Origin of the sequence: Cryobacterium sp. Y50 (assembly GCF_002929805.1) — a bacterium.
In the GTDB taxonomy this organism is placed as follows: domain Bacteria; phylum Actinomycetota; class Actinomycetes; order Actinomycetales; family Microbacteriaceae; genus Cryobacterium.
On sequence record NZ_PJJM01000056.1, the window covers coordinates 1 to 20,606 of the forward strand.

General features: G+C 61.2%; 16 protein-coding genes and 2 pseudogenes. 8 read left to right on the plus strand and 10 right to left on the minus strand.

Features of this window, described 5'->3' with window-relative positions:
* Positions 1-74: 74 nt before the first annotated feature.
* The 3 genes and pseudogenes from CXY73_RS01800 to CXY73_RS22520 all read left to right on the plus strand — a co-directional run.
* Positions 75-335 (plus strand): annotated as a pseudogene (locus tag CXY73_RS01800) (DUF4166 domain-containing protein); the annotation flags it as partial.
* Between the two features lie 484 nt (positions 336-819).
* Positions 820-1,548 (plus strand): hypothetical protein, encoded by a 729-nt coding sequence (locus tag CXY73_RS01805; protein ID WP_104176632.1) that lies wholly within the window; start codon positions 820-822, stop codon positions 1,546-1,548.
* Positions 1,549-1,845: 297 nt separating this feature from the next.
* Positions 1,846-2,130 (plus strand): hypothetical protein, encoded by a 285-nt coding sequence (locus tag CXY73_RS22520; protein WP_104134201.1) that lies wholly within the window; start codon positions 1,846-1,848, stop codon positions 2,128-2,130.
* Positions 2,131-2,789: 659 nt separating this feature from the next.
* On the opposite strand, the pseudogene CXY73_RS01815 reads toward CXY73_RS22520, so the two are convergent.
* Both CXY73_RS01815 and CXY73_RS01820 read right to left on the minus strand, forming a co-directional pair.
* Positions 2,790-4,293: pseudogene (locus CXY73_RS01815) on the minus strand (SulP family inorganic anion transporter).
* A 183-nt stretch (positions 4,294-4,476) separates the two neighbouring features.
* Positions 4,477-5,997 (minus strand): SulP family inorganic anion transporter, encoded by a 1,521-nt coding sequence (locus CXY73_RS01820; protein ID WP_104176634.1) that lies wholly within the window; start codon positions 5,995-5,997, stop codon positions 4,477-4,479.
* 197 nt (positions 5,998-6,194) lie between these two features.
* Here CXY73_RS01820 and CXY73_RS01825 point away from each other — a divergent pair, with 197 nt between their 5' ends.
* Positions 6,195-6,584: a MerR family DNA-binding transcriptional regulator gene (locus CXY73_RS01825; RefSeq protein WP_104176635.1), complete on the plus strand. Its 390-nt coding sequence runs from the start codon at positions 6,195-6,197 to the stop codon at positions 6,582-6,584.
* A gap of 15 nt (positions 6,585-6,599) precedes the next feature.
* On the opposite strand, the gene CXY73_RS01830 is transcribed toward CXY73_RS01825, so the two are convergent.
* Complete coding sequence (locus CXY73_RS01830; RefSeq protein WP_233198082.1) at positions 6,600-7,871, minus strand: MFS transporter; 1,272 nt, start codon at positions 7,869-7,871, stop codon at positions 6,600-6,602.
* A 300-nt stretch (positions 7,872-8,171) separates the two neighbouring features.
* On the opposite strand from CXY73_RS01830, the gene CXY73_RS01840 reads away from it, so the two are divergent.
* Together CXY73_RS01840 and CXY73_RS01845 are read left to right on the plus strand one after the other, a co-directional pair.
* The gene (locus CXY73_RS01840; protein WP_104134211.1) at positions 8,172-8,666 is read left to right on the plus strand and encodes a hypothetical protein; all 495 of its coding nucleotides are present in this window, start codon (positions 8,172-8,174) and stop codon (positions 8,664-8,666) included.
* Between the two features lie 26 nt (positions 8,667-8,692).
* Positions 8,693-10,378: a ribonuclease J gene (locus CXY73_RS01845; RefSeq protein ID WP_104176636.1), complete on the plus strand. Its 1,686-nt coding sequence runs from the start codon at positions 8,693-8,695 to the stop codon at positions 10,376-10,378.
* Positions 10,379-10,459: 81 nt separating this feature from the next.
* Here CXY73_RS01845 and CXY73_RS01850 read toward each other — a convergent pair whose 3' ends face one another.
* Together CXY73_RS01850 and CXY73_RS01855 are read right to left on the minus strand one after the other, a co-directional pair.
* Positions 10,460-12,109 (minus strand): peptide chain release factor 3, encoded by a 1,650-nt coding sequence (locus tag CXY73_RS01850; RefSeq protein ID WP_104134213.1) that lies wholly within the window; start codon positions 12,107-12,109, stop codon positions 10,460-10,462.
* A gap of 43 nt (positions 12,110-12,152) precedes the next feature.
* Positions 12,153-12,512: a MerR family transcriptional regulator gene (locus CXY73_RS01855; protein WP_146071586.1), complete on the minus strand. Its 360-nt coding sequence runs from the start codon at positions 12,510-12,512 to the stop codon at positions 12,153-12,155.
* A gap of 85 nt (positions 12,513-12,597) precedes the next feature.
* Here CXY73_RS01855 and CXY73_RS01860 point away from each other — a divergent pair, with 85 nt between their 5' ends.
* Positions 12,598-13,392: an SGNH/GDSL hydrolase family protein gene (locus CXY73_RS01860; protein ID WP_104176638.1), complete on the plus strand. Its 795-nt coding sequence runs from the start codon at positions 12,598-12,600 to the stop codon at positions 13,390-13,392.
* A 19-nt stretch (positions 13,393-13,411) separates the two neighbouring features.
* Here CXY73_RS01860 and gnd read toward each other — a convergent pair whose 3' ends face one another.
* The 5 genes from gnd to tal are packed head-to-tail and all read right to left on the minus strand — an operon-like array spanning position 13,412 to position 19,628.
* Positions 13,412-14,299, minus strand: a complete 888-nt coding sequence (gene gnd, locus CXY73_RS01865) for a phosphogluconate dehydrogenase (NAD(+)-dependent, decarboxylating) (protein WP_104176644.1) — start codon at positions 14,297-14,299, stop codon at positions 13,412-13,414.
* Positions 14,300-14,358: 59 nt separating this feature from the next.
* Positions 14,359-15,360: a glucose-6-phosphate dehydrogenase assembly protein OpcA gene (locus CXY73_RS01870; RefSeq protein ID WP_104176639.1), complete on the minus strand. Its 1,002-nt coding sequence runs from the start codon at positions 15,358-15,360 to the stop codon at positions 14,359-14,361.
* Positions 15,357-16,889: a glucose-6-phosphate dehydrogenase gene (gene zwf, locus CXY73_RS01875; protein WP_104176640.1), complete on the minus strand. Its 1,533-nt coding sequence runs from the start codon at positions 16,887-16,889 to the stop codon at positions 15,357-15,359. Before zwf ends, CXY73_RS01870 begins: the two co-directional genes overlap by 4 nt.
* A 4-nt stretch (positions 16,890-16,893) precedes the next feature.
* A complete protein-coding gene (locus CXY73_RS01880) occupies positions 16,894-18,504 on the minus strand; it encodes a glucose-6-phosphate isomerase (protein ID WP_104176641.1) in 1,611 nt (536 codons plus the stop codon).
* A complete protein-coding gene (gene tal, locus CXY73_RS01885; RefSeq protein WP_104176642.1) occupies positions 18,501-19,628 on the minus strand; it encodes a transaldolase in 1,128 nt (375 codons plus the stop codon). Before tal ends, CXY73_RS01880 begins: the two co-directional genes overlap by 4 nt.
* A 293-nt stretch (positions 19,629-19,921) precedes the next feature.
* Between tal and CXY73_RS01890 the strand changes: the two genes are divergently transcribed.
* Positions 19,922-20,524: a histidine phosphatase family protein gene (locus tag CXY73_RS01890; protein WP_369831195.1), complete on the plus strand. Its 603-nt coding sequence runs from the start codon at positions 19,922-19,924 to the stop codon at positions 20,522-20,524.
* Positions 20,525-20,606: the final 82 nt, after the last annotated feature.

Consider the following 20,606-nt stretch of genomic DNA (forward strand, 5'->3'; position numbering starts at 1 on the left):
TCACGCCCGGTCAGTAGAACCAGCACCAATCTAGCCAGCCAGCCCCAGGCCAGCCACAAGAAAGACTTACAGACGGTTCACTGCGGTTGCTTTCCGGTGCTCAGCGCTTCTACGAGGGTCCTATCGCGTTCCGGTTTCCCATGCTGTTCAGCGGGCGCGCCGAGCTGCGTGAGTCCTACGATGACGCGGCCGGCGTGTATCGGATCAACCTCGAGGTGCGCAACCATGTCTTTGGATTCCTCTTCGGTTACGAAGGGGAATTCATCTGCGACTTTGTTCCAGCGGCCGACGCCCCCGCCGGCCTCAAACCACGTCGACACGAACGTCGCATCTAGATAATAAGATCTCTGGCTCACCTCAAAGGTGTAGCCGTTGGGGTCGCGAATCAGTACCTCGGGCCTCGCCCCCGGCCGGAGCACCGGGGCATGCACTAACCGATTCTCCCAGACTCGTTCGTCCCGCAGGGGGTTCCCCTCCGACACAGATGACTTCGGTCCTCGCCTGTCAAACGTCAGTGCTGTTAGGTCGGGTTGGTCGTCCGTCGATGGTGCACCCTTGTAGATCCAGGTCCGACACGTCCGTCTGCGACGTTCCGACAGTGAATGAGGGTACGAATCCCCCGCGGTCGCCAACCGTTCCTTTCGTGAAGGTGCACGGCAACTTGTAGCGCGCCGGCGCTATTGCTCGGCCGATCATGCTCCAGCTCCGGGATCCCTTATAACGGAAGCATAACTTTCTGTGCCCAGAAGCATCGCCATGCTGGCCGCGCACATAGTGTCCTAGACACGGAATCAACATACGAAACTCAGGTGAAAATAAGTGAAGAAAACAGCGTTTCTCGGAATCAAAGCCACTATCTTGGGCCTCAGCCTTGCTGTCCTGCCACTGACTGCAGCCGCAGCCACGATGCCGTCCGATGAGGAGAAGTCATCGCCGACCGGCGAACAACCCGAGTCTGCAGGATTTCATGACGTGGCAACGGAGACTTTTAATCGCGGTGGTGATGTCAACGCAGCATTGGCGGAAATTGGATACACGGAAGTGACCGCGCCAACAGCGTCTCCGCGCAGCACCGGGGCTGACGTCAACATGGGAGCAGTGCAAGTCTTCACATCCGGTGGCCCAATCGGTTCATACGGCATTCTCGCAACGTATTCATGGAATGACACGAATGCCAAGTTCTTCGACGGCACGAGCACTGACGTGATGGGAATCAGCTTGAGCGACCCTCGGAATGTTCAGTCCAGTTCCGCGAGTTTCTGCAACACAGCAAATGACTGTACGGGCATCACCAACCCGGAGACCCTCAACCAAAACGGGGTTGCCTATGCCAACTCGGGGGCCGGCAGCGACAATGTTCGCGCAACAGTCGGCCTAACCATCGATCGGGCTGGCCCCTGCGATTTCCAAGCCTTCTCAACCTATAGCCATGGTTGGGACGAAACCGTACTCACCGGCGTAGGTATAGGTCGCGGCTCTGTGAGTGTGAGTTGGAACACCAGCGGTCAGAACTTCGCTATCGCGGGCGGACCCGGTAACTGCGCGTAAGCGCGTCGGCGCAGGGAACCGGCAATGGGTGACATGGACGTAAGGCTTGGACCTCAGCCCCGATTTCCAGAGTTAGACAGATGAAGGGAACTGACTATGCGAAGACGATTCGTCTTTCCAATTGCAATATTAGTGGGAGCGTCACTGTCAGCGTGCACGTCTTCAGGCGAGACGGCACCTGAATCTCAGACCCCCGTCGCCATCACCGTGACGTCGGAATACAACCCTGGAAATCTTGGCGGTGGCGTCACGTGGACGGTTACGGGAGGCGCGGGACGTATACCCGACGACGCCAGCGTGCTGGTCAGTATCGCGCGAACCGGTGCCGAGGTGGTGATGCCGTCAACCGAATCCAGCGACGTGACCGATAGCCTCCTCGAACGTGTGGGGGAAAACCCGGAGGCTGCGCAGGTGATCGTAACCTCCGGCACCAACAGCGGCGAGATCGCATTCGCCCTCAGCGCCACGGGTGAAGATGCGCCGGACGAAATCCCCCGCGTTCACATTGCCCTGATGGATAATATTTCAGGTGATGTGGTCGCTGTTCGCTCGGTGGCTGTCGCAATTATCGATCTGAGCTAAGCCAGCTCACAAGGATGGCTGGGCCGAGATCGATTGAACATGGAGTCCTGCCGAGATTCCGCGCGGCACCTCACCTGGATTCCCCTAAAACGCAGCTGGCATTGGGCCTGTTCCATCACGCTTCCGCTTTGAGCTGTCACTGTCGCCGTTCCTCTTGCGCGCCATCCTGAGCCTTAAGCACCGAGCAGCGCGTGTTGCAAGCCGATTCGTATCTAAGGTGTCTCGTAACCAAAGCGTGTCGAAACCCATGGGATATGCGACAGTCATCACTGTGTCGCAAATGAGGCCTGACTCGGGCAGACATATTTACCGGGCGGGACATCCGGACAACATCGTTGATGATTGCGTGACGTCCGATCAGCGATGGGCCGACGGGTCGTTGGTTGACGGGTCGCGGGCGCTAAGGTGTGCGACAGGGCCACAGACGGACGTCAGCCTTAATTTCAGAAAGACCCGAGAGACCTCCCAGACACTCGCCCTCATGCGAGGTTCGGCTGTACCGCCCTCCGAGGATATTGTTTCGCGGACTTCTCGTTCAGTTTTCGTTTGTCATTTTTTTGGCCACTCGCGGAATGTCGCACGGTGAGATTGACGAGGCGAAGCGCCAATTGGGACGATTTTCTGACGTCTTGGTGCTGCACTTTGGAGCATCGAACTTGTCAGTGGCCAGCGCCGAGGTTTCCGGCCAGGCGACTGTGCAGCTCGGTGCTGGCCTTGTTAAGCCCCTCGATGACGACGTGCTTGTCGTGGCGCTCGTACTTGTAGGTGATCGCGTCGAGGGTGGCGACCGTGGAGGCGTCCCAGATGTGGGATGCGGACATGTCGATCACGATGCGGTCGGGATCGTCGGCGTACTCGAACTGCGTCATCAGGTCATTGCTGGAGGCAAAGAACAGGGCGCCTGTGACTGTGTAGTAGGCGGTGGGTACGGGCTGGTTGAGTTCGACGGTGCGTTCCACCCGGGCGAGGTGGGCGACCCGGCGGGCGAAGGCGACCATGGCCACGATCACGCCGACGACGACGCCGATGGCGAGGTTGTGGGTGAGGACGATGACGACGACCGTGGCGACCATGACGGTCGTCTCGCTCTTGGGCATCCGTTTGAGCGTTGACAGACGGATGCTGTGCCAGTCGAACGTGAGGTACGACACGATGATCATCACGGCGACCAGGGCGGCCATGGGTACAACAGCGAGCACGTCGCCGAGGCCGAGCACGAGCACGAGTAGAAAGACTCCGGCGAGGAAGGTGGAGATGCGGGTGCGGGCACCGGAGGCCTTCACGTTGATCATGGTCTGGCCGATCATGGCGCAGCCGCCCATGCCGCCGAAGATGCCGGACATGACGTTGGCGACGCCCTGACCCCAGGTTTCGCGGGTCTTGTTGGAGTGGGTGTCGGTGATCTCGTCGACGAACTTCGCGGTCATCAGCGACTCGAGAATTCCGACCAGGGCCATGCCGAGGGCGTAGGGGGCGATGATCGTGAACGTGTCCCAGTTGAGCGGAACGCTGGGAAAGAACAGCTCGGGCAGGCTCTGCGGGAGTTCGCCTTGGTCGCTGATGGTGGGCACGTTGATGGCGATGACGACGGTCGCGACGGTGAGAACGACGATGGCCACGAGCGGGGCGGGGATCACCTTGGTGATGCGCGGCATCACGATCATGATGATGAGGCCCGCGGCAACGAGCGGGTAAACCATGAACGGCACGCCGAGCAGCTGGGGGAGTTGGGCTGTGAAGATGAGGATGGCGAGGGCGTTGACGAAGCCGACCATGACGCTGCGCGGAATGAAGCGCATGAGCTTCGCGACGCCGATCAGGCTCAGCACGATCTGGAACACGCCTGCGAGGATGACGGTGGCGATGAAATAGTCCATGCCGTATTCGCGCGCCACCGGGGCGATGACGAGGGCGATCGCGCCGGTGGCGGCGGTGATCATGGCGGGGCGGCCACCGACGAAGGCGATGGTGACGGCCATCACGAACGAGGAGAACAGGCCGACGCGCGGGTCGACGCCGGCGATGATCGAGAAGGCGATCGCCTCGGGGATGAGCGCCATGGCCACCACGAGGCCGGCGAGAACTTCGCGGGTNCAGTACGGTCAGAACCGAAGGCTCCGCACGGTAGCGGTTCGCGGTGATGGGCTTGGAAACGATGGCCATGAGGCCTCCAGAAAGGGGAACGGACCTCACGGAGAAGCCGAATGAATGGGAGTCGGCGACAGTGCCACATTGATCTTCGCAAGGTTACCTTAACGTAAGGGTCTATCGGTCCTGGCAGCACAAATCGGTCGAGCCCCCGTCATGCGACGGGGGCTCGACCTGATGAGGCAGTGGTGTGCCGGGTTAATGGTCCGAGCCCATGTTGCCGGCGAGGCGGGCGTGCAGCAGGCTGCTCGCTTCGTTGAGTCCCTCAATCGTCACGGTCTTCTCGTGGCGATCGTACTTGTAGGTGATGTCGTCGAGGGTGGCGACGGTGGAGGCATCCCAGATGTGCGAGTTCGTCATGTCGATGACGATGCGGTCAGGATCGTCGAGGTAGCTGAACTGCGTCTTCAGATCGTTGCTGGAGGCAAAGAACAGGGCGCCGGTGATCGTGTAATAGGCGATGGGACCAGTCTCGTCGACGGTAAGGCTGCGTTCAACCTGGGCGAGGTGGGCGACGCGTCGGGCGAAGGCGACCATAGCGATGACGACACCGATCACGACGCCGACCGCGAGGTTGTGTGTAGCGACGACGGCGACAACGGTGAAGACCATGACGGTCGTCTCGCTCTTGGGCATCCGCTTCAGCGTGCTCAAGCGGATGCTGTGCCAATCGAAGGTCAGCACGGACACGATGATCATGACCGATACCAGTGCGGCCATGGGCACAACGGATAGCACCGGGCCGAGGCCCAGCACGAGCACGAGCAGAAAGGCGCCGGCGAGGAAGGTAGAGATGCGGGTGCGGGCACCGGACGCCTTGACGTTGATCATGGTCTGGCCGACCATTGCGCAGCCGCCCATGCCCCCGAAGAAGCCGGAGAGCATGTTGGCAACGCCCTGGGCCCAGGACTCACGGGTCTTGTTGGAGTGGGTGTCGGTGCTTTCGTCGACGATCTTGGCGGCCATCAGCGACTCGAGGATTCCGACCATCGCCATTCCGAAGGCGTAGGGAGCGATGATCGTCAACGTTTCCAGGTTGAGCGGGATGTTGGGGAAGAATATCTGCGGAAGCGTCGTGGGAAGTTCGCCCTGGTCTCCAATGGTGGGGACATTGATCGATACCACGACGGTCAACACAGTGAGTACGACGATTGCGACGAGCGGCGCGGGAACTACCTTGGTGAAGCGCGGCATGACGACCATGATGATGATGCCGACCGCGACGAGCGGGTAGACCATGAACGGGACGCCCAGCAGCTGCGGCAGCTGCGAGGTGAAAATCAGGATGCCGAGGGCATTGACGAATCCGACCATGACGCTACGGGGAATGAACCGCATGATTTTGGCGACGCCGATGAAGGCGAAGACAATCTGGAAGACACCCGCCAGGATCACGGTAGCGATGAAGTAGTCGATGCCGTAATCACGCGCGACCGGGGCGATCACGAGCGCAATGGCTGCTGTCGCACCGGTGATCATGGCGGGGCGGCCACCGAGAAAGGCGATCGACACGGCCATGATGAAGGTCGAAAAGAGGCCGACACGCGGGTCCACACCGGCGATGATGGAGAAAGCAATCGCCTCGGGGATGAGGGCCATGGCCACAACAAGGCCGGCGAGCACTTCCCGAGTAAGGATGCGTGGTGTGCGCAGAGCTTTCATCACGGTGGGATCGGCTTTATACCGATTCTTCTCCGTGGTTTTTTCAATGATGGCCATGGGGCCTTCCTGGAGCGGGACACACGAGTGGTGTCAAATGAATAGAGAAGTGAATGTGGGCGCCCCATCGCGCACCTCCACCAGTCATCAGGGACAATGGTGGGAGAGTGGGCTCACATGACAATGTCAGCCGACTTCTGCAACACTACTCTAACGTTAGGGTTGATTGCTAATCCGTTCGAGAAAAGGTATCAACTATGACTTCCCAAGCCACCACGGGCACCATGCACATTGGAGAGCTCGCCGAGAAGACCGGCCTCTCACTGCGCACCATTCGTCACTATGACGAAATCGGGCTGCTCAAGGCCTCCGGTCGTACCGAGGGTGGTTTTCGCCTCTATACGCAGGAAGATCATTCTCGGCTGATCTTGATTCGACGGATGAAGCCGCTGGGGTTCTCTCTCGAAGAGATGATGGCGCTGTTGAAGATCATCGACACGCTGCAGGGCGGCGTGGCTGGTTCGGACAATCCGGATGTCCGCGCGGAGCTTGACACCTTCATTGCACAAGCGGTTGAGCGCCGGCAAAAACTCCAGGACCAGCTGGGAATGGCCGACGAGTTTCTTGAGGTTCTGCGCAATCAGTAGGGCCGGGCGGTCGCGCTAGGTGCGCTGCGGCGGTCGCACGAAGAGGGCGACGCCGATGATGATTACGGGAACAAGTGCCAGCGCCAGCGCAGGCGTGGTGAAGCTGCCGGTCAGGTCGAACCCGAGCGAGAGCGCGACCGGACCGAAAGCCGTCGACGCGAGGCCGATTGCCGTAGCGACTCCTCGGATATTGCCAATGTGTGCCAAGCCGTAATAGCGCACGTATGAGGCGGCTTCCATACCGCGCAGGCTCCCGCCGGCGGCACCAAGAACGAGGCCATAGACGATGGCCGCCACTCCGCTGCTCACCCACGGCAGCATAATAAGAGACGCGGCCAGCGTCACCATGGAAAACACGATGAAAACCTTGGGGCTGACCCGGTCGACGAGGCTGCCCGTGATCAGGGTGGCTAGGATCCCGGTCACGGTCTGCGGTAGAAAATTCGCCGCCGCCTCGAGCGGGGTCAGGCCCTGGGCGCCTAAAATGGCGATTTGATGAAACGCCAGCGCCGTTGTCAACATGCCCGAGGTTGCCAGGCTTGCAGCGATGACCCAGAACATGCCCGATCGGATGGCCTCCGGCAGCGTCCACGATTCTTTCTGAATGGTGAGTTGAGCCGTGGAGGGGGTCGATTCCGGATCGACGGCGGGGGCGCGTTTGGGAAAGACCAACGCCAGCGGAATGACCACCACAGCCACAAGCACCGCTTCCCACCGCCACGCATCGTAAATACCAACGGATGCGATCAGCCGCTCCACAAAGATCGGTGCGAGTGAGATGCCGGCCGAACCGATGGCACTCGCAATGCCGAGGGCCAGCCCGCGCCGATGGTGGATGGCCCGTGCAACCGCGGTGGTCGCGGCCAGGGTAAGCGCGCCCTGGCCGGCCATCCGAACACCGGTGAAGCCGGCGGTGAGTCCGATGATCTCGCCAACGAAGCTGAAGGCCAGAAGGATGACGGCAAAGCTAAGGCCAATCACGACCGTGACGGACCGTGCTCCCCATCGATCCAACGCCCGCCCAACAAACGGCTGCACGGACGCGCCAACGAGCGTGCCAATGAGATAACTGAGCGAGACATCCGTTCGCGACAGTCCCAGGTCGGCTATCAGGGGATCCGTGAAGACGGAGAGACCGGCAGTCTGGCCGGGGGCCGTCATGACCGAGATCAGCCCGGCGGCACCGATGAGGGCCAGCCAAGACCACGAGATTCGTGGGCGTGGGCGCGGCGCTGCCTCGCGGTCGGACGACGCAGAGAAATGGGGGGAGTGCGGTGTAGAAGACACGGAAGCTTTCACAAGAATGGAGCAGACGGCGCGCCAGCAGTGCGTTAGCTGCGACGTGGGAAAAGAGCGCATCTGGAAGGTTCGAACAGCTTTCGAATGGTGAGCGACACGCAAGCCCACCTACACTCTACTCTCACGTGAGAGGAAGGTGACCGATGGTGGATAGAAGATTGCTTTCAGTTCATACTCTTCCCTTACGTCACGGTAGAGTTGATGTAGGTGGTTGACAGAAAACTACGCGGTCCCTGACCTGATCGCGGCCCCTACTTCCCCGTTCTAGGTTCCCGAGAGGAGCACTTCATGTTCATCCATCCCCTCGCCCGTACCGACCAGCACCTGATTCAGGATTTCATGCTGACCAAGATCACCCTCCTGCTGGCCCGCCACGCGGAACATGCGGAGTGGAAATTTGAACTCACAGCAATGGACGACAAGTCCCGCGAAGGATCGTCGCAGGGACACACATTCCTCTTCATTTACACCGTTGCGCGATACTACATCGCGGTCAGGCGCGCCCACGCGGAATCCAACACCTCCGAGACCGGTCCAGATCGCGACGAGTCAACATTCTTCGGCGACTTCATCGATGCTGTCGCCAGCAACGACCCTAAACGAGCGTTGACACGGTGGTTCTCCACCGACATCAGCGCCGAAACCGATATCGCCGCTCCGGCAATCCGACAACTCGCCTTTGAATTTCTCGACCGGCTCACCATGCCAGCACCGGATTTCATTGCCAGTGACGTGGCCGATTTCCTGCCCGACCCATACGAACCTGACCATTGCGTGGGCTGACGCCCGCGCCCCAAGAAAAGAGCTCCATGAGCACCCATCCACTGTCCCTTGCCGCACCGCCCGCACTTCCGGCGCGCGGCCTGCGCATCATCCCGCTCGGCGGTCTCGGCGAAATCGGCCGTAATATGACCGTGTTTGAGCACAAAGGCAAACTGCTCGTCATCGACTGCGGGCTGCTGTTCCCAAAAGACATTCAGCCCGGAATTAATGTGATCCTGCCCGATTTCTCGATCTTGCGTGGCCGGCTCGACGACATCGAAGCCATTGTCCTCACCCATGGCCACGAGGACCACATCGGCGCTGTGCCCTACCTGCTCAAGGAACGCGGCGACATTCCCGTCATCGCCTCCAAGCTGACCCTCGCCTTCGTCGGAGCAAAATTTCAGGAACACCACCTGCATCCCCCGGTCGTTGAAGTCAAGGAAGGCGAACGCCGCTCTGTTGGTCCCTTCGACCTTGAATTCCTGGCCGTAAACCATTCCATCCCCGACGGCCTCGCCATCGGCATCCGCACAGAAGCCGGACTGATCGTGCACACCGGCGACTTCAAAATGGATCAGTTCCCCCTCGACAACCGGCTCACCGACCTGCCCGGTTTCTCCCGGCTCGGCGACGAAGGCATCGACCTGCTGCTGATCGACTCGACCAACGCCGTTGTGCCCGGATTCACCACACCCGAAGCCGACATCGGCCCCGCCATCGACACCGTGTTTCGCAGCGCGCTACGACGGATCATTGTCTCCAGCTTCGCCAGCCACGTCCATCGCATCCAACAGGTGATCGACGCGGCCGTGCGCCACAACCGTAAGGTGGCCTTCGTCGGCCGATCCATGGTGCGCAACATGGGTATGGCCGCTGAACTGGGGTATCTGCGCATCCCAAAGGGACTGCTCGTCGATGTCAAGGCACTGGAGCGAATGAAAGACGACCAGGTCGTTCTCATCTGCACCGGCTCACAGGGAGAACCTATGGCAGCCCTGGCGCGCATGGCGAACCGTGAACACACCATCCGCATCGGAGAGGGCGACACCGTTCTCTTGGCCAGTTCGGTCATTCCCGGAAATGAAAACTCCATCTACCGAGTCATCAACGGACTGACCCGCTGGGGCGCCAACGTCGTGCACAAGGCCAACGCCACAGTCCACGTGTCCGGGCACGCCAGCGCGGGCGAACTCGTCTACTGCTACAACGTGATGCGCCCCACCAACGTGATGCCCGTGCACGGTGAATGGCGCCACCTCACCGCCAACGCGGACCTGGCCGTGCGCACCGGAATCAGTAAAGACCGCGTTCTCGTCGTCGAAGATGGCATCGTGGTTGACCTGGTCGATGGCCGCGCCACCGTTGTAGGCCGAGTACCGGCCGACTACGTACTGGTCGACGGCATGACCGTCGGAGGAGACGCAGCAGAAGCGATGGAAGATCGTCGACTCCTCGCAGAAGACGGTGCCATTACCGTTCTGGGCATTCTCAACACCAAGACGGGACGCCTGGCCGAACCGGTGGAATTCATCACCCGCGGCTTCAATCACGATGCCGGCTGGGCAGCCAATGCCGCGCAGATCATCGACAAGGCCATAGTCGCAGAAACCCGGAACAGCGCTCTCGACGGAGCAGCTCTCGAGCGGATCTTCTCCGAGAGCGTGACCCGATGGATGCAACGCAAGTATCGACGCAACCCGGTGATCACGGCGGTCGTCGTTGACGCCTAGCGCTTAGCGGGAGCCAGGAACGCGATCGGCCCGGCACATCACGTGTGCTGGGCCGTTGCTATGCTCGCCGGTGACTCAACTTCAGCGACGTTTATCGCCGCGGGCTGCGTCCTCGACGGACTCCTTCTCGACGGACGGGCTGAGGTTCTCCAGCACGATATCCGGGAACTCTTGAGCGACAGCCTGAAACCGCCAGGGGGTGCTGAACAGGGCCAAGAGGGTGTTGTCGGATCGGGTGAGTACTTCCACCTGGCGCAGGGAACCCAGTCTGCCCGCGCTTGCGCGATCGGTGCGGCGCGCGATTTGGTAGGGCAACGTTTCCATGCGGATATCAGCACCAAAATCGTGCGTCATGCGTTCCTCAACGACGTCGAACTGCATTGGACCCACGGCCCCGAGTACCGGAGCCTGGTCGCCCCGCAGGTCGGACCGCATGACTTGAATGACCCCCTCATGGTCGAGCTGATCGATTCCGCGACGGAATTGCTTGTGCTTGCTGGTGTCGGCGGGGCGTACGGCACGAAAATACTCGGGGGCGAACACCGGCAGGGGCGGGTATTCGACGGGTTCGGAATCATAGAGTGAATCGCCCACCCGAAGAGAGGCTGCGTTGATCAACCCGACGATGTCCCCGGGCCAGGCCTGCTCCGCCATAGTGCGTTCCCGCCCGAACATCTGTTGCGCATACTTCGTGGCAAACGGACGGCCGGTCGATGCCTGCGTTAGAACCATCCCGCGGTGGAACATGCCCGAACACACCCGCACGAATGCGACGTGGTCACGGTGCGAGGCGTTCATGCCGGACTGAACCTTGAAGACAAAGCCGGAGAAGTCACCGTTGACGGGCCGTTGTCGACCGGTGATATCTGCCCGCGCTAGAGCGGGCGGAGCGAATTCCACGAGAGCGTCCAGCAGCTGGTGGACACCAAAATTGAGGACGGCAGCGCAAAAAAGCACCGGCGTGGTCGTCGCGCGAAGAAAAAGTGCCTCGTCGTGGTTGTGCCCTTCGGCATGAAGTAGTGCTGATTCTTCGGCAGCATTAGTCCAATCCTGGCCGAGTTCCGCGGCAGCGGCCGTCGCCGTGGTACGAGCTTCACTGGCGGCGGTCGCGCCTCCTGGGGTTCGGGTGAAACGCACAAATCCGGGGGATTGTCGATCCAGAACTCCATGAAATTCGCCGGCGAGCCCGACCGGCCAGGTGAGCGGTGTGGGCACAAGCCCGGTGCGGTCCTGGATCTCGTCCATGAGATCCAACGCGGACTTTCCCGGGCGATCCCATTTATTGATGACCGTGATCACGGGCAGGCCGTGTTGTCGGCACACCTCAAACAACTTCATGGTTTGCGGTTCGAGGCCCTTGCTGGCATCGACGAGCATCACAGCGGCATCAACAGCGGAGAGGACCCGGAAGGTGTCTTCCGAGAAATCGGCGTGACCGGGGGTGTCAACGAGATTGATCACGGTGTCGCGATACTCAAACTGGATAGCGGCGGATGTCACGGAAATGCCACGGGCCTGCTCCATGGCCATCCAGTCAGATACGGTGCCCCGCCGGCCGGCTTTACCGTGTACTGCACCCGCCCGATCAATAGCGTGCGCGTGCAGCAGAAGTGCTTCGGTCAGCGTGGACTTGCCGGCATCAGGGTGAGAAATAACGGCAAAGGTGCGCCGTTTGTGGGCTTGGGTAAAAATGTCGACGTTAGAGACGGCGGGTGTGGTTGGATGTGTCACGGTGTTCCTGTCTGAGCGTGATCACGAAGTGGGCGTGGTTGAGTCACAGACTCCGCAGCAGTTCGACGAACCCGCTGGCTACGCGAACCTGTTCGCAAAGAGAACGTTCACGCGCTTCGATATCGCTGATCAGGATGGCGAGATCACGCCGGATTGTTGACACTGTCCCGTCTGGGTCGGAGTCGACCAGATCCAGTGTCGCCAGAGCAACCTTGATTTCCGGATGGGTGAGAGACAACGCTCGGAGGCTGCGGATGATGCGTGCCCGGTCGAGGTCGGCCGGGGCATAGAGCCGGTAGCCGGAATCGCTGCGCCCTGACGCTTGCAAAATGTGGATCTCGTCGTAGTGCCGCACGGTGCGCTGGGAAAGTCCAGTCCGTTCGGCGAACTCACCAATAAGCATGAATGCCACCTCATCTCGTACGTAAATGATCGTACATCTTTACTCTAACGTAAGAGTAGAGTTGATGGTAATAGACATGAGGCATATGACCAACGCACACCTGAACCACCTGTGGACGCGATACGTCGCGCTCGGCGACTCCTTTACCGAAGGCATCGGTGACCCCGAGCCAGAGAGTGTGGGCGGGCATCGAGGCTGGGCCGACCGGGTCGCCGCGGTACTCAGTGACGGCCAACCGGACTTCAATTACGCCAACCTAGCCGTGCGCGGCAAGATCTTGCGCCAGATCAGCGACGAACAGGTGGAACCGGTGCTACAGCTGCGCCCGGATCTCATCACTATCTCCGCTGGCGGTAATGACGTTATTCGTCCCGGTACCGACCCGGATGATATTGCAGCTCGGTTCGATGATGTCATCTCGCGCCTGTCCCGGTCCGGCGCCACGATCGTCCTCTTCACCGGGCCCGACCTTGGGTTCGCACCATTTTTTCGGAGCATGCGGGGAAAAATCGCGATCTACAACGAGAACTTGCGTTCTGTGGCAGCACGGCACGGCTGCCTGGTAGCCGATCTCTGGTCACTGACGGCCATTCAGGACGCGGGTATGTGGGCTCCGGATCGGCTGCACTTCAACCCCATGGGTCACCACACGATTGCACGCAGTGTTCTGAGCGCGCTCCGTGTCGAGAACTCATTGCAGCCATCCCAGATCGAACCGGTGCCAATACCGTCCTGGCGGAGCGCACGAACGAGCGATGTCGCGTGGGCCCGCACCTATCTGTTGCCATGGGTCCTGCGCCGCGCTCGGCACCAATCCTCGGGCGATCACATTCTGCCCAAACGCCCCGAGGCCAGCCCCTTGGACCAGCCTCGGTTCTGACACTGCCTGTGTCCGGAGGCTACTCGGCGGACTTGACCGCGTGGCCACCGAACTGGTTGCGCAGTGCGGCGACGGCTTTCATCGCCGGGGAATCTTCCTGGCGAGATTCGAACCGGGCGAAGATTGACGCGCTGATGGCGGGAACGGGCACGGCATTAGCCAGTGCTTCTTCGATGGTCCAGCGGCCCTCGCCGGAGTCATCGACGTATCCTTCGATACTGGTCAGGGCCGGATCCTCCTCGAGCGCCTGAACGAGGAGCTCGAGCAGCCAGGACCGAACGACCGTGCCGCGCTGCCAGGCCTTGAACGTTCCGGGAACATTCTTGATGATGTCGTCGCGCTTGGCGAGTAGCTCATAGCCCTCGGCGTAAGCCTGCATGAGGGCGTACTCGATGCCGTTATGCACCATCTTGGCGTAGTGACCGGCACCGACCTCGCCAGCGTGCACGAAGCTTTCCTCGCGCGGGCCGGCCGGACGCAGGGCGTCGAATACCGGCATGAGCCGGTCAACGGATGCCGCATTGCCGCCGACCATAAGCGCAAAGCCGTTCTCCTGACCCCAGACTCCGCCGGAAACGCCGGCGTCGATGTAGTCGATTCCCTTTTCAGCGAGGAGGGCCGCGTGCACGATGTCGTCGCTGAAACGGGAATTACCGCCGTCAATGACCAGGTCACCGGTGCCCAGGAGTTCGCCGACCTCGGTAATGACGGTCTTCGTGATGGCACCGGCGGGGACCATTACCCAGACAGTTTTGGGCGAGGGAAGGGCGTCGATGAGGTCTTGGAGGGTCGCGACGTCGGTCACGTCGGGGTTGCGGTCGTAGCCGGTTACTGTCACGTTGTTTTCGCGGAGGCGGGTGCGCATGCTGGCGCCCATTTTTCCGAGGCCGATGAGGCCGATGTGCATGTTCATGGTGCTCATTTCAGTAATGTCTTGTGGGGTGGAGGTGGCTTGAGGTGTGCTCATCAAACGTAGGCATAAGGATCGACGCCGTCGGGAATTCGGGTGTTTTCGTTGTGGTCCCAGGCGCCGTCGCTGCTGAGGAGCTGAGCGAGACCGCTGGTAATGACGTCACCGTAGAGGGTATCCGCGCCTTGATGACGCAACTCTTCCGTGAGGCATTCCAGGAGGCTTCGGCGGGGCAACGACACGTTTTGGGCCGGTTGATCCGGTTGGTTGAGCAGAGCTGGAGCCGGTAGGGAGCGGTGCAGATCGACGACGCCGGTCGCGCTGTGCAGTCGCACGCGATAGATTCCGGCCGCGCCAGATTCTCGGGTGCTCATCAGCAGCAGCACGGGAACCTGAAGCTGAAGTTTCAGCCACGCTGCCAGAAGGACGACAGAGGATGAATCATCCGCTCCCTCGATATCAACGTGCGTGACCGTGGCGGATGCGGGCGGGTCGAGTACGGCCGCCAGTTGGTTGCGCCATAGCGTTAGTCGGGTCCAGGCCAGATCAGAATCTCCCGGGGTGTATCCCCGGGACAATCGCGACAGGTCTTCGACTGGTGCTGGCTGGGCACGCGAATCTGTGATTCGACGCGCAGCGATCCGCCCCAGGGATGACTGCGCCACACGTTCGGGCGCCTGGCCGGGCCACCAGGCGATGACGGGTGCGTCGGGCAGCAGAAGTCCGGTGACGAGGGCTTCCTGATCGTCCGCCGCAGTTCCGTGGGCAGTGAGGAGGATGACTTCGCTGGGGCCCGACTCACCGCCAAGGCGGATTTCGCCGTCGAGGTGCGGTCCGCCCGACACAGAGACCGAGACAGTGGACAGCACGATCACGCGCAGGGGGTGTTCGCGCGCGGCGCCTTCGGCAGCAATGATGGCCTCTTCGGCGGCGCCGGGTTCGGTGGCGATGACCAGGGTGAGCACCCGGCCCAGGGCCGACGAGCCAGCGGTATCGCGAATGGTGACGAGCGCCTTGTTGAGAGCGCTGACGGTGGTGTTGGGGTAGTGGTAGATCACGGGCGCCTCCAGGCTCGGCCGTCGCGGTGCATCATCAGTTCAGCGGAGACGGGACCCCAGGTACCGGACCGATACAGTTCGGGCTGGCCTTGGGTGGCCCAGAACTTCTCGATCGGGTCTAGAATCTTCCAGGACAGTTCGACTTCTCGGTGGCGAGGAAACAAAGGCGGGTCGCCGAGGAGCACGTCGAGAATCAAACGTTCGTACGCTTCGGGGCTCGCCTCGGTGAAGGCATGACCGTAGCTGAAGTCCATGGTGACGTCCCGAACCTGCATGGTGGCGCCCGGCACCTTCGACCCAAACCGCAAGGTGACTCCTTCGTCGGGTTGGACTCGGATGACCAGGGCGTTCTGGCCCAGGCACGACGAGTCGCTGTCACCGAAAAGATGCTCGGGCGCGGTTTTGAAGATGAGGGCGATCTCGGTGACCCGGCGTCCGAGGCGTTTCCCGGCGCGCAGGTAGAAGGGAACGCCTTGCCATCGTCGGGACCCGACCTCCAGCCGCATGGCCGCGTAGGTTTCGCTCGTTGAGAGTGGATTCATTCCGGACTCGTCGCGAAATCCCGGAACGTGCTCGCCGCCCTGCCAGCCGCTGGTGTATTGACCGCGCGCCGTGCTTGCCGTGAGGTCAGCGGGCAGTGTGACGGCAGCGAGCACTTTCTCTTTCTCCGCGCGCAAATCGTGGGCGTCGAAGGAGAGGGGCTCTTCCATTGCTGTGAGCGCCAGGAGCTGGAGAAGATGGTTTTGGATCACGTCTCGAGCCGCGCCGATGCCGTCGTAGTACCCGGCCCGACCGCCGATGCCGATGTCTTCCGCCATGGTGATTTGCACGTGATCGACGTAGTTGGCGTTCCATAAGGGTTCAAACATCTGGTTGGCGAACCGCACGGCCAGAATGTTCTGGACGGTCTCCTTGCCCAGATAATGGTCGATGCGAAAGATGGAGTCGGCGGGAAAAGTCGATTCGACAATGTCATTCAACTCACGTGCAGTCTCGAGGTCGCTCCCGAAGGGCTTTTCGATGACCACGCGGCGCCACGCGTCGTCCGCCTGGTCGGCTAGACCGGCGGCGCGCAGCTGTTGGGTAACGACTGGAAACGCGTGGGGCGGGATGGAGAGGTAGAAGGCATGATTGCCGTGCGTGTAACGGGTGGCGTCGACCTCATCGATGGTGTCTTTCAGGCGGGTGAATGCCGTGGCGTCGTCAAAGTCGCCGTGCACAAATCGCATGCCGGCGACCAGCTGGTGCCAGATTTTCTCGTCGAAAGGCGTGCGAGCGTATTGTTTAACGGCTTCGTACGCCACCCGTTCAAAATCGTGGTCTTCGCTGTCTGGTCGGGCGAATCCGACCAGTGCGAAGCCGGGCGGCAGTAGGTCGCGATGGGCCAGATCGTAGATCGCCGGCAGCAGCTTCTTGCGTGACAAATCGCCAGTGATTCCAAAAATGATTAGGGTGCTCGGCCCGGCGATCCGATTGAGGCGTTGATCATCCGCTCGGCGCAGGGGGTTGCTGGTTTCAGTGAGTGTCACTGGCTCAGCTCAGTGCGGCGATGAGCGCGGGCAGGTTGGCGCGGGGCGACGTCAGATTCAGGGTGAGTACCGGGCGGTCCTGGCCGGCGAGCACGGCGGCATCACCGGCGGCCTGGGCGGTGATCAGCTGACCAAACGTGAAGGGGCGGCGGGGGATCGGCAAATCGTTGTCTGGATCGGTCGTGATCTGCAGGAACACCCCGGTGGGGGTTCCGCCCTTGTGGTATTGGCCGGTGGAGTGCAGAAAGCGTGGTCCCCAGCCGAACGTAACCGGGCGACGCGCCTTGGTGGCGAGCAGATCGCGCACGCCCTCCAGTTCCGGTAGCGCCAGCCGGTTTGCGTAGGCGTGGATCGCGATATAGCCGTCGTCTCCGAGGCGGGAGAGCAAAGCGTCGATGGCAGCTTTCACCGTCGTCGCGGAACCGAGCAGGTCCTTGGAACCGCGGACGTCGATTCCACCTTGGGACAGGTCGGGCGCGGCCAAGTCTGGTTGACCATCCAGCAGCCCGCGCGAGGCGATCTTCGCGGCTTCCACATCGGGCTGATCGAAGGGGTTGATTCCCAGGATGCGGCCCGCGATGACGGTGGCGTATTCCCAGACCATTATTTGAGCGCCGAGGGGGCCGCTCATGATGATGTCGTGGTTGCGTGCCCGATCATAGGTGTCGGCGTCGTCGACCAGTCGAACGAACTGCACATCGGGCAGATGCATGGCTTGATTCAGGTCAAGTTCGGGGGCTGTGACGTTGAGCACCACGGGAAGTATGCCGCGGCCAATTTTGCCGGTGGATTCGCTGATGAGTTGTTCGGCCCAGTCGCCGAACCCCACGGTGCGGGAGCCGTCGGAAATGAATGCCAGTTTGTCGCGCAATGGTGACGTTCCCGCGATGGCCGCGCCGAGGATCAGTGCCGGGTTGTCGGCGCTATCGCGGCTGAGATCCGGTGTGATGGCTTCGGCTTCAGCGAGAAGCTGAGCAATGTCGGCCCCGGCAAGGCCGGAGGGCACCAGGCCGAAGGCGGTCAGGGCCGAGTAGCGTCCGCCGACAGCCGGGTCGGCGTTGAACACCCGGTAGCCCGCTTCCCGGCCGCTCAGGTCGAGTGGTGATCCCGGATCGGTGACGATGATGATGCGTTCGGTCGGGTCGATTCCGGCCTGTTCGAACGCAAACTCAAAAACGCGCTTCTGGCTGTCGGTTTCGACGGTCCCACCGGACTTCGACGAAATGACAACCGCCGTGGTGGCGAGGCGGTCGGCCAGGGCGGCCAGCACCTGGTCGGGATCGGTTGCGTCGAGCACGGTCAATTCGACACCCGCCGACCGTGTAATGGTTTCCGGAGCAAGTGACGAGCCGCCCATCCCGCCCAAGACGATGTGGGTGATTCCTGCTGCGCGGAGACTGTCTCGCAGGGCCAGAATCTTGGGAATCAGAGGCCGTGAGACGGTCGCGGCCTCGGTCCAGCCGAGACGAACGGATGCTTCGGCTTCGCTGGCTGGCCCCCACAGCGTCGCATCGGTAGCTCTGATGCGGGACGCGACGCGATCGGTGATGAGCTGCGGGATGACGTCGCGTCCGGCCCAGGCCGGTTCGCCGGTGACGAGGATCTTGACGGTCACTTGGCGGTCTCCAGTGCGACGCGCACCGTTTCACGGAGTTCATTCCAGGACGTCGTGAATTTCTCGACTCCCTCTCGTTCCAGCAGGGCGGTGACTTCGGCGTATGAGATGCCGAGAGCGGTGAGGCGATTCATGACCTCGACGGCAGCGGCGTACGAGTCCGAGATGGTATCCCCGCGCACGACGGCGTGATCAAAAGTGGCCTCCAGAGTCTTTTTGGGAAGGGTGTTGATCACATCGCTCGCGACCAGTTCCACCACATACATGGTGTCGGGCAAGGACGCATCCTTGACGCCGGTGGACGCCCAGAGGGGACGTTGCTCATTCGCGCCGGCCTGAAACAGACCGCGGGCACGCTCAGTCGCGAACTCCTGCTGGTAGACCTGATACGCGAGTTGGGCGTTGGCGATTCCGGCCTGACTCTTCAGTGCAAGGGCTTCCTCGGTTCCAATTGCTTCCAAGCGAGTGTTGATCTCAGTATCGAGACGGGAGACGAAGAACGATCCAACAGAGTGGATCGTCGAGAGGTCGATGCCGGCATCCTGGGCCTTTTCCAGGCCGCTCAGGTAGGCCGCGATGACCTCGCGGTAGCGTTCCAAGCTGAAGATCAGCGTAACGTTCACGCTGATTCCTGCGCCGATCACCTCGGTGATAGCCGCCAGCCCCGCGATCGTTGCCGGGATCTTGATCAGGACATTGGGGCGGTCGATCTTCGCCCACAGCGCCTGCGCTTCCTTGATCATCGCGACCGCATCGTGGGCGTTCACCGGGGCGCATTCAATGGACACGCGGCCATCGAATCCGCGAGTTTTCGCAAATATCGGAGCAAAAATGTCCGATGCCTGCTGAACGTCGGTCGTGGTGATCTCGAACACGGCATCATCGACGCTGAACTTGGACCGGGCGAGCACCTGCACCTGCTCGGTGTAGGCATCACCATTGGCCAACGCCCCAGCGAAAATCGTCGGGTTAGTCGTCACTCCGACGACGTTGCGGGTGTCGATAAGACTTTGCAGATTGCCCGAGCGGATGCGGTCCCGAGACAGATCATCAAACCAAATGCTCACGCCAGCGTCCGACAACTTCTCGGTCGGTGTGGACGTTGTATGGGTATTTACGGTCATGCGTATTTCTCCTTCATGCCAACCGTGGAACAGATCGGCGACGTCTTCGTCGTGATCCTGGTGGAGGCATGCGATATGCCTCGGCTGTCGACGGAGGGATGAGCTCGACCTCGTCGTAGACACCGGATCACGTTGATTTAACTATACACTCACGTAAGGGTTAGATTAGACATGGGTCGAAGCCGCCGCACGAATCGTGCCGGCAACACCGTGCCGGCAACACCGCGCCTCGCTCAGCAGAGCGCCACCACAGCAAGGAACACAGAATTTCACCATCAACAACTTTTGCTCTCATCCGCCACGGCCAGACCGATTGGAATGCAGCCAGGCGGCTCCAAGGCTCCACGGACATCCCGCTCAATGACATTGGCCGGAATCAGGCCGGTCAGGCCGTGCCCGCCCTGTCTCAGTTCGATTGGGACTTCGTTGTATCGTCACCCCTGATTCGCGCCGCAGAAACCGCCGACGTCATTGCCGCCGACCTCAACCTCGACGTCATCCGGCGCATTCCTGGCCTGGTTGAACGCGATTACGGTCTCGCCGAAGGGATGCTCGAAGGTGCCGAGCTTGATTCCCTGCGCATTCCTGGTGGGTACTACGGCGCCGAATCTGAGCCGGAAGTTGCCGCGCGCGGCCTCGACGCGTTGCACGCACTATCGCGGGACTACCCCGGCGCTCGCATCATCGTCGTCACCCACGGAACGCTCATCCGCGTCACGCTGACCGAAGCACTGGACCTCGACGTTGGAAGCATCGACAACGCCACGCTGAACCTGGTACGCCATCACCGCAACACGGGCTTCGTGCTGCACGTTCTCAACGGAACTCCTCACCACGCGAAACCCTCACCATTACACTCCGACAATCTGAAAGGTCACAAATCATGGCAGCTTTAGCATGGGATTCCGTTGACGATCAGGCGGTCAACACCGCACGCATTCTGGCGGCTGACGCCGTTGAAAAGGTTGGGAATGGGCA

Excerpts from the sequence above, each read along its gene's own strand:
- CXY73_RS01820 (WP_104176634.1), bottom strand. The coding sequence starts at position 5,997 with ATGGCCATCATTGAAAAAACCACGGAGAAGAATCGGTATAAAGCCGAT.
- CXY73_RS01825 (WP_104176635.1), top strand. The coding sequence starts at position 6,195 with ATGACTTCCCAAGCCACCACGGGCACCATGCACATTGGAGAGCTCGCC.
- CXY73_RS01840 (WP_104134211.1), top strand. The coding sequence starts at position 8,172 with ATGTTCATCCATCCCCTCGCCCGTACCGACCAGCACCTGATTCAGGAT.
- CXY73_RS01845 (WP_104176636.1), top strand. The coding sequence starts at position 8,693 with ATGAGCACCCATCCACTGTCCCTTGCCGCACCGCCCGCACTTCCGGCG.
- CXY73_RS01855 (WP_146071586.1), bottom strand. The coding sequence starts at position 12,512 with ATGCTTATTGGTGAGTTCGCCGAACGGACTGGACTTTCCCAGCGCACC.
- CXY73_RS01860 (WP_104176638.1), top strand. The coding sequence starts at position 12,598 with ATGACCAACGCACACCTGAACCACCTGTGGACGCGATACGTCGCGCTC.
- gnd (WP_104176644.1), bottom strand. The coding sequence starts at position 14,299 with ATGCACATCGGCCTCATCGGCCTCGGAAAAATGGGCGCCAGCATGCGC.
- tal (WP_104176642.1), bottom strand. The coding sequence starts at position 19,628 with ATGACCGTAAATACCCATACAACGTCCACACCGACCGAGAAGTTGTCG.